The 12,878-nt window shown below is 68.8% G+C and carries 9 protein-coding genes; 5 read left to right on the forward strand and 4 right to left on the reverse strand.

What is annotated here, in order from left to right; all coding sequences use genetic code 11:
* Positions 1-232: 232 nt before the first annotated feature.
* From ACFWDI_RS08350 to ACFWDI_RS08360, 3 genes are all read right to left on the reverse strand, one after another.
* Positions 233-1,357 (reverse strand): glycoside hydrolase family 26 protein, encoded by a 1,125-nt coding sequence (locus tag ACFWDI_RS08350; protein WP_385302072.1) that lies wholly within the window; start codon positions 1,355-1,357, stop codon positions 233-235.
* Positions 1,354-2,940: a glycosyltransferase family 2 protein gene (locus ACFWDI_RS08355; RefSeq protein ID WP_385302074.1), complete on the reverse strand. Its 1,587-nt coding sequence runs from the start codon at positions 2,938-2,940 to the stop codon at positions 1,354-1,356. The genes ACFWDI_RS08350 and ACFWDI_RS08355 overlap by 4 nt, the downstream gene beginning before the upstream one ends.
* A 259-nt stretch (positions 2,941-3,199) precedes the next feature.
* A complete protein-coding gene (locus tag ACFWDI_RS08360; protein WP_385302076.1) occupies positions 3,200-5,218 on the reverse strand; it encodes a PQQ-binding-like beta-propeller repeat protein in 2,019 nt (672 codons plus the stop codon).
* Between the two features lie 437 nt (positions 5,219-5,655).
* Here ACFWDI_RS08360 and ACFWDI_RS08365 point away from each other — a divergent pair, with 437 nt between their 5' ends.
* Together ACFWDI_RS08365 and ACFWDI_RS08370 are read left to right on the forward strand one after the other, a co-directional pair.
* Complete coding sequence (locus ACFWDI_RS08365) at positions 5,656-7,209, forward strand: serine/threonine-protein kinase (protein WP_385302078.1); 1,554 nt, start codon at positions 5,656-5,658, stop codon at positions 7,207-7,209.
* 276 nt (positions 7,210-7,485) lie between these two features.
* Positions 7,486-8,280 carry a hypothetical protein gene (locus ACFWDI_RS08370; protein WP_385302081.1) on the forward strand — a complete coding sequence of 265 codons (795 nt, stop codon included), beginning with the start codon at positions 7,486-7,488 and terminating at the stop codon, positions 8,278-8,280.
* A gap of 104 nt (positions 8,281-8,384) precedes the next feature.
* On the opposite strand, the gene ACFWDI_RS08375 is transcribed toward ACFWDI_RS08370, so the two are convergent.
* On the reverse strand, positions 8,385-9,380 hold the full coding sequence (locus tag ACFWDI_RS08375) for an ornithine cyclodeaminase family protein (RefSeq protein ID WP_385302083.1): 996 nt from the start codon (positions 9,378-9,380) through the stop codon (positions 8,385-8,387).
* 299 nt (positions 9,381-9,679) lie between these two features.
* Here ACFWDI_RS08375 and ACFWDI_RS08380 point away from each other — a divergent pair, with 299 nt between their 5' ends.
* From ACFWDI_RS08380 to ACFWDI_RS08390, 3 genes are read left to right on the forward strand one after another with little or no spacing between them, the layout of a single operon-like run.
* Complete coding sequence (locus ACFWDI_RS08380; RefSeq protein ID WP_385302085.1) at positions 9,680-11,500, forward strand: hypothetical protein; 1,821 nt, start codon at positions 9,680-9,682, stop codon at positions 11,498-11,500.
* Positions 11,497-11,916 carry a hypothetical protein gene (locus ACFWDI_RS08385; RefSeq protein WP_385302087.1) on the forward strand — a complete coding sequence of 140 codons (420 nt, stop codon included), beginning with the start codon at positions 11,497-11,499 and terminating at the stop codon, positions 11,914-11,916. Before ACFWDI_RS08380 ends, ACFWDI_RS08385 begins: the two co-directional genes overlap by 4 nt.
* 14 nt (positions 11,917-11,930) lie before the next feature.
* Positions 11,931-12,713 carry a hypothetical protein gene (locus ACFWDI_RS08390; protein WP_385302089.1) on the forward strand — a complete coding sequence of 261 codons (783 nt, stop codon included), beginning with the start codon at positions 11,931-11,933 and terminating at the stop codon, positions 12,711-12,713.
* Positions 12,714-12,878 lie beyond the last annotated feature (165 nt).

A 12,878-nucleotide genomic window follows, 5' to 3' on the forward strand; every position in this document is an offset into this window, starting at 1 on the left:
ACGTCCACCAAGGCGCCGAGCGGCGAGCGCCATGTCCTCTGACCTCTCCGCCGTCACAACCGCCTCGCGCAAGGACATGGTCGAGCGCCTGGACGCCGACGGCGCTGACGGACCCGCTGTTGCGTGACGCCCTTCTCCGGCTGCGCCGGGTGGTGTTGCTGCCGCACGCCTACGTCCGGGTGAGCGCGTTCGGAATCTTTCAAGTCGTCGTGCATCCGCACCGTTGAATGGTTCACCGAAGACGCGGCGCCATACCTGGCTCCCACTTCTGCTGGTACCGGCTCGCCAAGGCCCCGGCGGTGAAGGCGGCTGAGGATGCGTGGGACGTGCCCACGCGCCAGTCGATCTCCTTCACCGCCTGGTACCAGATGATGCCGATGATGTCGCGGTGGCGCGGCAGCGCACGGAACATGCCGGTGATCCACTCTGCTTTCCGCCCGGCGGCGTCCGTGGCGCCGAGTTCAGTGATGACGAGTGGCTTGCGGGTGAAGCGGCGCAGTTCGGTCCTCGTCGGAGTGAAGAGGTGGTCGAAGGACTGGTAGTTCTCCTTGCCCACGGTGCCGTAGTAGCCGGACAGACCCACCCAGTCCACGTATGCGTCTCCCGGGTAGAGCCGGGTGAGCGGTGTGGAGTTCGTGTAGCTGACGTTGGGACTCCACACCCACAGGGCGTTACGTGCTCCCACCGCGTCAAAGATCTTGTGCACATGACGCCACGCTCGGACGTACTCCCCACGGCGGTTGCTGTTGGACTGCTCGCACCAGGGGTACCAGTAGCCGTTCATCTCGTGAGCGAAGCGGATGGCCACCGGGTAGCTGAGCGACTTGATGCCCAGCGCCCATGACCGTATGTACGAATCGAAGGAGCCGTGGATGATCCTCGACAGCCGGTACTCGGGCTGCTCTCCACGCAGCGTGGGTTCCTCGGCCTCGGCTCTGTGGTCCCATGGCTCCCAGGCGACCATGGGCAGCATGCCCCGCTTGGCCACACGGTTGATGGCCTGAGCGTCGAAGTGATCGGTCTCCCAGTCGGCCGAGAACTCGTACACCTGCGGGCGGTGCCGGGTCTGCCGGGCGAAATCGGCCGCCTCTGTGAAGTCGTGGGTGCCCGCGGAGGTGAAGACGCCGATGAACGCCTTTCCCGCGGCGGGGAAGAAGACCGTGGGCCTCTGCGGGGCGGGGTGGTGCGGCGTGCGATCGTCGTCCGGCAGCACGGTCGTCGGTGGCAGCACTGCGTCGGCGCGCGCCGCTGCCTCGCGGCGTTCGCGGTCCGCCAGATCCGGCGCCACCTGGAAGGTGTACCAGGACAGCAGGGCGGCACACAGCAGCGCGAGCACCCGTGGGGTAGTGACCCTCACCGGTCGGCCCTCGCGGTGCGCAAGCGTGTGGAGACACCTTGGGCCAGGGCGAGCAGCGGCGGGGCAGAGCCGGCCGCAAGGGCCAGCAGCGTCCAGATCCGCATGCCGGTGTAGTCATGGTCGTGGAGGAAGCTGACGGTCAGCAGACCCCCGGCCAGCAGGGCCCACATCAGGTGCAGCCGGAAGGTGCGCAGCGACTCCGAACTGCGCAGCTCGCCCTTGGCGGTGACCACATACGCCAGCGGTCGGCGCAGCAGGGCGTTCGCCGCGGCGGCGATGTAGACAGGCCCGGCGAAGAGCGACAGGAGGATCCCCGCCATACCGATCTCCCGCCTCTCATGCTCGGCGAGGTTGAATCGGCGCAGCCAGAGCCACAGAGCGAATGAGCCGCCCATGCCCGCCGACCACAGCAGGAACCAGGGCAGCCCCGGCAGTTGGATGGACGAGACCCCGAGCAGCATGTACAGGGCGGTGGCGAGGGTGCCGAGCGTCAGGCTCATGGCGACGCTCGGGTAGTAGAACTGAACCAGGTCGTAGAGCAGCCGCTGGCGGGGCCGGAGCCGGATGCCCTGCCTCAGCCGCGGGTTGAGTTTGATCTCCCAGATGCCATAGGCCCAGCGCCTCTGCTGATTGAAGTAGTCGGTCCAGGTGGTCGGGCCCTCGCCCACGGCCACGACGTCGGGGGTGTAGACCCCTTTCCAGCCGTTTCCGGTAGACGGATTGAGCGTGCCGTGGACCCTCATGCTCGTGAGATGGTCCTCGATGATGGAGTCCTGGTAGCCGCCGATCTGCTGCCATGTGGCGACCCGGTAGAGGTGATTGGTGCCGATCAGCAAGGGGGCGTCCAGACCGTTGCCGCCCCGCTCGACGATGCTGCTGAACAGGTACTGCTGCACCGAGGCGCCGTGGGCGACCCAGTTGTCGTAGGCGTTGCCGTACACCTGGGGGGCGACCACGAACGCGGTGTCCGGGTCGTGGAAGTAGCCCAGGGTCCTCTCCAGGAAACAGGGCAGCGGCACGTGGTCCGGGTCCATCTGGGCGACCACGTCGTACTCGTACTCGTGCTCGGCGCGCCAGGCGTTGTGGTTTCCCGACTTGGTACGCGCACGGAACGGGCCGGACGGCATGTTGTACTCCGGCCGGTCCTTGCGGCTGAAGTGGTGGACCCCCAGGCGCGCGGCCATCTGCCGTACGGTCGGATCGTTTCCCTCGTCCAGGATCCAGACGTCCACGGTGCAGTCCCAGCGCGCCACCTCCAGCATGGCCCGCAGCGTCCGCTGAACGACGGCAATCGGCTCCTTGGACGGCACGATGGTGGTGAGCATGGCGACCCGCAGTCCGCGCGGCGGCACCATGGGGATGGGGTCCTTCGCCCGGAAGGCGAACACCCAGATCGCCACCGCCTGCACGATTTTGATCGTCTCGACCGCGATGACCAAGCAGAACCCGAGCCGGGCCAGGAACAGCCAGCCGTTACCGACGCCGGTCACCCCGGGCCCGGGCACATGCTCGGGCAGCAGCAGCCAGCCGATGAATACGATGTCGGCCAGGGCGGTGGCGGCGGTCAGAACAGTGAGCGACACCCGATGGCCCGGTCGTAGTACCGAGCGGAACTCCACTTCCCGGCCCGGGTTGGCCAGCGGGCCGCAGGTCCGGGCAGCACGGGCGTAGGCAGCGACGGCTGAAGCGTTGCGGCGATTCCTCCTCCCGGCGCGCCGATCCAGCCGCGATGAATATCTTGACATGTCCCCCCTTGTAACAAACAGCGTCACTCAGACATGAAAAAGCCATTACCTGCAGTGAGTAGGACTGCTTGCGTCTGCTGCCCGGTTCCCGGTTGGTTCAGATGCGAACGGCGTACAGGGTGCTGTCGTCGCTGCCGAAATACACCGTGTCCTGGGCGACTGTCGGCGAGTGCACCGCAGCGGAGGCGGAGTAGGCCCAAAGCTGCTTTCCTGTCGCAGCGTTCAACGCGTAGAGCTTGGTGTCATCGCTCCCCACGTACACCACCGCTCCAGCTGTGGCCGGCGCATGGACGTCTCCTGTGGCCGTGAACTCCCATCTGGGCTTGCCGGTACCGGCGTCCAGCGCGTGCAGCGTCTTGCCGCCTCCCACGTACACCACTCCCTTGGCAATGGCCGGGTTGGACCCGACGGAGGCACCCCCGAATTGCCAGACTTGCTTCCCTGTGTCTGCGTCGACCGCGTAGAAGTTTCCGTCGGTGCTGCCGAAGTAGACGAAACCGCCCGCTACGGACGGGATGCCGGACACTGCCCCGCGTGTGGTGAAGGCCCACCGCTTCTCGCCCGTGTTCGCGTTCACCGCGTAGAGGCTGGTGTCGCTGCTGCCCACGTACACCGTTTCGCCGGACACGGCGGGGGAGTGGGTGTCGTTGCCGGCGGCGAAGGCCCACCGACGCTTTCCGCTGGCCGTGTCCACGGCGTAGAGCCGATGATCCGCGCTGCCGACGTACGCGACGCCCCCTGTCACGACCGGGGTATGGACGATGCCTCCCGTGGTGAACCGCCAACGGACCTTCCCCGAAAGCGCGTCGAAGGCGTACAGGATGCGGTCGTCGCTGCCGAGGTACACGCTGCCGCCCAGCACGGTGGGTGCGGAGCCGATGGCTGCGGCGGTCGTGTGCTTCCACCGTCGCAGCCCGTCGGTGGTGGTCAGCGCGTACAGCGTGCCGTCGTTGCTCGCCGCGTAGATCAGATCCCCGGCCACGCTGGGGTAGGACAGGACCGTGCCGGTGGTGGTGAATCGCCAGCGCAGCGATCCGGAGGCGGCCGACTTGCCGTCCCGCGTCATCGCCCAGGTGGCGGCTGCCAGCCCGCCGGCTCCCAGGGTGCCGGCTGCGGCGTACAGCAGTCGGCGACGGCTGACCGGCCGCTCTTGCAGGGGCTCCGGCAGACTCTGCGGCTGCTCCGGGGCGGGGGCGAGGGCTGGGACGGGGGTGTGCCGCGCCGTAGTCAAGGTGGGCACGTCCGGGAAAGCGGGCGTCCCCGCCGCGTCTTCGCCCTGCCAGGCCTTCGGCAGCCAGCCCGCGTCGAGCAGTTCCATCGGTGACCGGCCGCCGGTCAGAGCGGGCATCAGAGCCGAAAGTGCCGGGCGGTCGGCGGGCTCCTTCGCAAGGCACCAACTGATCAGCGAGCGCAACTCGGCCGGTATCGCTTGGAGATTGGGCTCCTCGTGCACTACGCGAAACAACAGTGCCGGCACAGACGCCTCACCGAAGGGGCCGGCGCCCATCGCGGCGAAGGCCAGAACCGAGCCGAGCGAGAACACGTCGGTCGAGGGCTCGATCGGGAGTCCCTGGATCTGCTCGGGCGACATATAGCCCGGAGATCCGATCGTGGTGCCGGTGAGCGTCAGTCCACTGTGCTCGGCCAGCCGGGAGATCCCGAAGTCGATCACACGTGGCCCGTCCTGGGCCAGGAGCACATTGGCGGGCTTGAGATCCCGGTGGATCAGAGCCGCACCATGAATTGCCGTCAGCGCTTCCACCAGCGCCGCGCCGAGCGCCCGCACGGACCGCTCCGGCAGGGGGCCGCTCTTCTGCACCGCTTGCTGCAGTGAGGGGCCGGGAATGTATGCGGTCGCCAGCCACGGCTGGCGCCCTTCGGGGTCTGCATCGACCACCCCGGCTGTGAAGAACCCGCCCACGGCGCGGGAGGCGATCACCTCGCGGGCGAAGCGCTGCCGGAAGGCGGGCTCCTGCACGTACTCCGGACGGATGACCTTGATCGCGACCTGCCGACCGCTCGGCGAGTACCCGAGGTAGACCCGGCCCATGCCGCCACTGCCCAACTGGGCGGCCAGCCGGTACGGCCCCACGACGACGGGGTCGTCAGGCCCCAATGGTTCCAAGGTGCCCCCCCGGGTCACATCCTGGACAAACAACCCTTCCGCTTGCCGCGGAAGTGTATCGGATACTCATTGAAATCAGATATCGAAGTCGGTCATCTCCATAAGTAGGATGAGATGAATGCATGTGGTGTTCGGGCTGTTGGGTATGAGCCTGCGCGACGACTCTGATGCAGAGCATCACCGTGGGCCGGTTGTGGCGATCCTGCGTGGATGGTCGATGCGAGCCGAGCGCCGTCGGACGGGTGGGCGCACGGGCGGGCCGTACCTGCCAACACGACCTGGGATGCAGCCAGTTCCCCGTACGGCGTCGGCATGGACCGGTACGTCTTGCCGCGGCCGAACAGGAGCCAACCATCGTTGGATAGGTTGTCGCGGATACGGCGGGGTTAGCCTGGCTGCCGGTGTGAAGGGGCGGGGGGCGGCGGCGTATGGAGATGCTGGACGGGTCGGATCCGGTGGCTGTTGGTGGCTATCCGCTGTTGGCCCGGCTCGGTGAAGGTGGCATGGGGCGGGTGTATCTGTCGCGGACCGTGTCGGGGCGTCCGCTGGCGTTGAAGATGGTGCGTGCCGAGTTCGGGCGGGAGCCGGGGTTCGAGGAACGGTTCGCTCGCGAGATCCGCAACAGCGACCGGGTGCGTTCTCCGTGGACTGTTTCGGTCGTGGACTACAGCCCCGTGGGGCAGCGGCCGCAGTGGCTCGCTACGGAGTACGTTGCCGCGCCCTCGTTGGCGGAGTGGGTGCAGCGGTACGGGCCGCTGCCCGAGCGGTCCGTACTGGCTCTGGCAGTTGAGCTTTCGGCGGCGCTGGGGGCCGTGCATGCGGCAGGGCTCGCGCACCGGGATGTCAAACCGTCCAATGTGTTGTTGAGCCGTCGTGGTCCCCTGCTCATCGATTTCGGAATCGCCCGTGCCGCCGAGGACTCGCGCCACACGCGAACCGGCGGCGTGATCGGCTCTCCCGGCTATCTGTCGCCCGAGCAGGCGAGTGCCGGGGGTTCGGGCGGACCGGGTGACGTCTTCTCGTCGGCTGCGGTGCTGGTGTACGCGGCGACCGGAACCGGCCCGTTTTCCCGCTCTGGCGAGGAGGTCTCTGCAGCGGTGCTGCTGTACCGCATCGAGCACGAGGAGCCGACTCTCGACGGAGTGCCGGCAGCCCTGGCCTCGCTGCTGCGGTCCTGCCTGGCCAAGGACCCGCAGCAGCGGCCCACGGCGAGCACCGTCGGCGCGCTGCTGGAGGGTCTCGGCGGCCGGACCGGGGACTGGCCGCAGCTGCTGCCTGAGGCGTTGGAGACGGATCTCGCCGCTCGGGAGGCGCAGACACACGCGCTGATTTCCGCGCCGGTGCGCCCCCCGTCCCCGGCGTCCGTATCGGGTGAGGCGGCGCACGGCCCCGATTCCGACGTGGGGAGAGCCGTCGACCCGTCCGCTACCGGTGTCCCGCGATGGCGGTCGTCCGGCCGTGCCGCCTGGGCGATCGCAGGCGCCATCGCCGCGGCTCTGCTCGCGACGGCGGGTACCCTCGCGCTACAGCATCGCGAGGCTGACAACGCGACCGGCGGGAAGCCGTCACAGTCTCCCAACGTCGCTTCCCTGCCCACGTCCTGGACAGGCACATGGGTGGGCACCGGCCCGGGCACCCCGTCCGCCGACGGCGTCACTCAGGCCCGTACCAACGATTTCGCCGTCACCCTGACGCTGCATCCTGCGCAGCGGGGTGAGCTGGCGGGCAAGCAGGTCAGCGAGGTGACCGAAGTGGGCACCGGCCGCGAGCTGGGCTGCACCGAGGCCCTGGAGCTGCGGGAGGTACGCAAGACATCCATGGTCTTCGAGGCGGTCACCAGCCACCCCACCGACCAGTCGGCCGTCGCATCCTGCCCCAAGGGCAATATCTACGTGGTCACGATGACCGGCCGCGACACCTTGAGCCTGGGCGACGAGGGCGCGCAGTCGGCCGGTGCGCCGTCCGCCCTCACCAGGCGTTGACGGGCGCGGCCGCTGACTGGTGACCGCCGATCATGGACGTGATGGGCGGCGTCGCTCATGCCCAGCTGCGGGGTTGGGTGGCGGCGTCGGGGCGGGCTCGTTCCGTGATCCCACCCGGTCAATCGGTCTACCTCGACGGACGGGATCCGGTGACGCGTTCATGATCAGCTAAGGTGACGGACGCCTGGCGCCGAAGCCGGGCTCCCCTCACATGTGAACACGTACCGGAGAGCGTAGTTGACTACCCGTCATTCCCTGAACACGCTGGTCAGAGCAGTGCCCAGTCCCATAGCCGCGGCTTCGGTACTGACCAGCCCCTCCCGCCCGGACCGTATCGAAGACCCCGTCATCGCCCGGACGCAGCGCGTCCGCACGGCGCTGGGGCTGGTGGCCATGGCGTGGTTGCTCCTGGCCTATCCGTTGCGCGAAGGGCGCGAGGATTTCGTGCTCGGCAAGCTGGAGGAGCTGCTGATCGGCTGTTGCATCGTTGTGGTGGCCGGTGTCGTTGGCGTCAGCCTCTTCATCGTCTCGGCCCGAGCGCCCCTGGGGCGCATGTATGCGGGCCGCATCGGTGGCCCGCTGTCCGCGCTGGGTGCGGTGCCCCTCGGAGCGGGCGTGGTCTGGCTGACGGTGGCCGCCCTGGGCGGCGACATCGTCTCGACCGCGGATGTGGGTCCTCACGACTTCACCTTCGGGCTGTTCGGTCACACCGTGGGCACGCTGATCAGTGGTCTGGTGATCGCTCTGCTGTTCATCGCGGCCGGGCTCGCCTGCGCTGCCGTTCTCGTCGCGGCGGTGTGCTTCACCCTTGCGGCCGCTGTCACCGGACTGAATTCCTGCTTTCGTACCGGGGACGTTCATGAGTTGCTGCCGGCCCTGCTCTCACCGCTGCTGGTCTGGTCGCTCTTCGGTCTTCAGCTCTTCGACGACGCGGATGTGGCCGCGCCTCCGCTCGTGATCTACGCCTTCTCGCTCGGCGGCCCGCTGTCGGTGTCCGCGCTGTCGCTCTGGGAAGTGCGGCGGCTGCGCACCCGGTATGGCATGACGCTCCGGTCGGTGCTGGGCCGGTAGTTCGGTCAGAGTCCCGGCTGCCTCGGCGAGCCGGGCACTGGCGACGTCCCGGGCCGCACGAGTGCCGGACACCACAGCCGGATCGTGGATGCCGCCGCCCGAAGCTAGAGCGAGACCTCCTGGCCCATTCCGCGCTCACGTGCGGCGGCCAGAACCAGGGCCGCCGCGGCGGCGTCCTGCACGGCCACGCCGACCGACTTGTAGAGGGTGATCTGCTCGTCGCCGGTTCGCCCGGTGGCTGTTCCAGCGACCAGCTCGCCCAGCTCGGCCCGCACATGCCCGGCGTTGATCAGGCCGCGTTCGATCGGCTCGGCGAGATCACGGTTGGGAGGCACCGCGGACAGCGCGGCCGAGCGCGACTCCACGAACAGCAGTGCGTCGACGACGGTCTGGTCGTCGATCTCCCGGCCTTGCGGGTTGTAGCCGACCGAGGTGATGTGGGTGCCCGGTTTGATCCAGTCACGGCGGACGACCGGCTCTTGTGCGTACGTTGCCGCGCAGACGACATCGGCATCATCGAGTGCTTCCTCGTACGATCCGACGGCCCGAACCGCCACCCCGGCGGTAGCCGGGTCGTCCGAGACCTCCTCCGCCAGCGCCGACGCCTTGGCCCGGTCCCGGCCGGCGATGCGGAGCTCGCGGATCGGTCGTACCCGGACCGCAGCCAGCGCGTGAGCGCGCGCCTGCGGGCCGGTCCCGAGGACCGCCAGTACGGAAGCGTCCTCGCGGGCCAGCAGTCGGGCGGACAGAGCCGAACAGGCGCCGGTGCGGGCCGCTGTGAGCCAGGTCGCGTCCATGAGCGCCGCCGGTACGCCGGTGTCCGGGTCGAAGACGGCCACCACGCCCTGGCGTACGGGGACAGGCCCGCCCGCGTTTCCCGGGAACACTGACACCAGCTTGCTGATCAGCGCCCGAGTCGAGGGAACGTAGGCGGGCATGTCCACCAGCATCGTCGCCGTGAGCCCAGGAACCGGCGCCGCGGTCCGCGCGGGGACCACGGCGTCCCCGGCGCTCAGGTCGGCCATGGCCCCTGCGAGCGCGTCGATCAGCGCATCGCAGTCCAGCAGCGCCGCAACGTCCTCTTGACCAAGAATCAGCATGTCTCGGCACACTACCGTGGCTTGTTCGACCCGGCATTGGGGATCGAGCGCGTGCCGTCGGCCACGCCGGGTCCGGGGACTGCCGGAAACTCGGCGTCATTTCGAGTCCAGAGCACGGTAGTTGGGGGCGAGCACCGTGCGACGCGCGTCTTCCTCCGGCAGGGTGCTTCATTGCCCACCTTAGGAAAATCAAGGCGAAGTGCAGAAATTCACCTGATCGGTGCGTGTGTATGGCTGTTTCTCACCCTGGGTGCCGACCGCCCAGTAATTTGCCTATTCCTTGCCCGGATTGAGTGGGGATGCCCGTGGCCGGAGAGAACCTCCCGCAGCACCAGTACAGCCGCACAGAGGCCACTCGCCTGCTGTGTGCCGGGGTCTACCTGGACATGTCCTTCCGTCGCCGCGTCGTGGGTGAATTGGTCGGACACCCGGAGCGGCCCGTGGCACCGCCGCTGGGCGTGGACGTCCTGCCTGTGCTGGCACACGCCCTGCGCGTCATGCGCCAGGAAACGACGACGGCGCTGCTGCTGCTCGCCGTGTGGAGCGGATTCCTGATCACCGACGTGGTGATGTTCTGGGATGCCCTGGGGGACCAGTGGGGCGCAGGTTCCGATGTGCAGTTCCATGACGTGCTGAGGGCCTTCTATTCCGGGGACGAGGCCCTGAAGCTCACCGGAGGGCTGCCGCTGCCCTGGTCCCAGCTGTACGCCATGGTCGCGGCGGCGCTGTGGTTCGCCGGCTCGGTGTCCGGGCGGGGGACTGACGGCCTCTCTGCCGGGCGGAGTGGTCAGGTGGCTCAGGCCGTGCAGGGGGCAGGACGGCTGGTGGGCGTTGGTGCCTGGCTGTTCGCCGCGTTCTACTGGTACTGGTTCGTGGCCGGGGCGCTCGACGGCACGGTGCAGACCCCTTACCCGTTGATCTTCCCGCTGCTGATTGCCCTGGTGGTCTGGTGGCACCAGCTGGAGCACAGGCGCGCGCTTGCCACCTGGCTGTCCAGGTGGACTTTCCAGGGCGCTGTTCAGCCCGCGTTGTCGGCAGGACCGCTGTTCGAGGACCTGCAGGACAACATCCGCCGGGAGCAGGCCGCCTCGCTCACCCTCTACGACGTGGACAGCCCGTTCGTGGGTGCCGGGACCCCGCGCAGACCCTGGTCCTTCGCGCTGGAGCTGAAGAGGGAAACGGAACCGAAGCGAACCGAGAACGGCGTACCTCATCAGTGGGGGCAGCCGCTCACGGCCCGGGGCGCCCTGGACATGATCAAGCCCGGGCTGCAGAAACTGCGCGAATCCGCGGCCATGTCCGGCAAAGACCGGCTGCGCGAGCTGGAGATCGAGGAATTCGTGTATCTGCCGGGCGGAGTGGAACGGGACGAGGCACTGCTGCTCGGCTCGGGCGCCGGAGCGCAGGACGAGAGTCGGCCGGACCGGCAGGGCGCGAGTGTGTACGAGCCCGGGCAGGTGGAGCGGCACCGCAGGGAGTCGGTGGACGAGGGCGGTGAAGGACGCCGGGTCTTTCTGCGCATCCGGGTGGGCGCCTGGCACGAGCAGGTCGTCGTCACCGTGCTGGTCCGGGTCCACACCCAGGGCGGCATGCTCGTCCTGGAGGTGGCGCCCTACGTACTCGGGCCCGTCCGTGCGGAGTTCAAGAAGGTCGACACGCTCATGGCGGACCTGCCGGAGGAGTGGTGGCGCGGTGCCGTACGCGCCCTGCGGGACGGGCCGGCGACGGGGCTCGCCGTGGGACTCGGGGCAGCGGTGAGCTTCGGCTCGGAGATCCGGACGGAGGTGGCCAACCGCGACCCGGCTCCCGACGTGCCGCGCGTCTCGCTGCGTCAAGTGGCCAGTACGCAGCAGTTGTCGCCGTTCCAGGAGATGGATGTCGCCCGGTACATCAAGACGATTCAGGACCGGATCGTGAACGGGATGCGGGACGCGCTGAAGAACCACGGTTACCGCACGGACCGTTTCGAACAGCACGTCTACCAGGTCAGCGGCGGAAGTGTCTTCATCGGTGAGATGTCGGGCGGCGCGGTGGCCACCGGCACTCACGGCAGGGCGTCGCACACGGACAGGGCAGCGCACTCGGATTCGGCGCCGGACACGGAGGGGAGCAGGGCATGAGCAGCACGGAGCGGGAAACCCCGTCCGAGCCCGCGGGGCGGGCAGAGACCGGTGGAGGGAGTGTGAGCATCCACGCCATGAGCGGAGGCTCCGTCTCGACGGGTTCACACGGTGTGGCGACGTCCGTCAACACCACCGCGCCGGGGCCCGGCCCGGAGCACAGGGAACTGCTCGATGCCATCCGGGCACTGCGCCGCGCACTGCCCCGGGAGGACCGCAGCGCCGCGGACACAGTGCTCGACGGTGAACTGGCAGAGGCAGAGGCCGAGATCGTCCGGGACGGCACTGCCGACCGCGGCAGTCTGACGAGGCTGCTGGTGGGTGTGCGCGGATGGCTCGGCACCAACGCGGCCGCGGCGGGAGCGGTCGCCTCGGCCACGGCTGTCGTTCAAGGCATCGCGCAACTCCTGGTGTGACGGGCGGAGGACCAATGCGGGTATTCGACGCCGACCGGCAGGAGTGGGCCGGCGACGAGCGGGAAACACGCTTCAACGGCGATCAGCAGATGCAGGCCGTCGAACAGGGGCAGATGTTGCGCCGGGCTGCCGTGGTGCTCGCTGTGGTCGGGCTCTGCTTCCTCATATGGGCGCTGGGCTGGAAGGGCGAGCCGCAGCCGGTGAAGGAACCTGCCGCCGCGCAGCCAACGGCCACCGAGTCGTGGGACGGCGACGGTGAATCGTCTGCCGAGCCGTCAGCCGAATCGCCCGCGGCGACCTCGGCCGCCACGCCCCCGCCGGGGTACGAAGTCGTGCAGGACTCCGAGGGGTTCCGGTCCGCTGTGCCCTCGGGCTGGGAGCGCACCAGCCACCCGTCGCAGTACGGCATGGCCGTGGTCGAATACCGCAGCTCCGACGGATCCCGGCGGCTCCAGGTGTTCGCGGTGATGGAGACATCGCCGTACGCCTCGCTCCAGGCGGCACAGCTCGAGAGCCGGAAACTCAACGGCTACGAGGTCATCACCTTGGAGGAAAGCTCGGGGGCCGCGCGGAAGGCCGCCACGCACGAGTACCGCGCCGACGAAGTCGCCGGGGAGTCGCAGAGCTTCACCCGGCATGTCATCGACCACCGCTTCGAAGCGGAGGACGGGCAGCGGTACGCCGTAGTGGCCTACGGTTCCGACGCCGACGGTTCCGACGACGAGCAGGAGCTGCTGGACACGGCCCTCAGGTGGTTCTGTCCTCCCCGTAAACAGTGTGCGGCGCCGACCGGCTGACGGGCGGGGCCACGGAACCGTTCACGTGCCTGCCCCATGACTGCCGACACTCCCGGACTTGGGCCGCCGCGTGACCGCGTCGCAGAGGGCTCTGGGTGATGCCCCTCGGGCGGAGTATGAAAGCGCGGCCCCGGGCTCCGTGTACGGGGGATGACACGGAGGCCG

It is taken from the genome of Streptomyces sp. NPDC060064 (genome assembly GCF_042736455.1).
GTDB lineage: Bacteria > Actinomycetota > Actinomycetes > Streptomycetales > Streptomycetaceae > Streptomyces.

Coding starts and splice junctions, on each gene's coding strand:
- ACFWDI_RS08365 (WP_385302078.1), top strand. CDS start 5,656: ATGGAGATGCTGGACGGGTCGGATCCGGTGGCTGTTGGTGGCTATCCG.
- ACFWDI_RS08375 (WP_385302083.1), bottom strand. CDS start 9,380: ATGCTGATTCTTGGTCAAGAGGACGTTGCGGCGCTGCTGGACTGCGAT.
- ACFWDI_RS08380 (WP_385302085.1), top strand. CDS start 9,680: ATGCCCGTGGCCGGAGAGAACCTCCCGCAGCACCAGTACAGCCGCACA.
- ACFWDI_RS08385 (WP_385302087.1), top strand. CDS start 11,497: ATGAGCAGCACGGAGCGGGAAACCCCGTCCGAGCCCGCGGGGCGGGCA.
- ACFWDI_RS08390 (WP_385302089.1), top strand. CDS start 11,931: ATGCGGGTATTCGACGCCGACCGGCAGGAGTGGGCCGGCGACGAGCGG.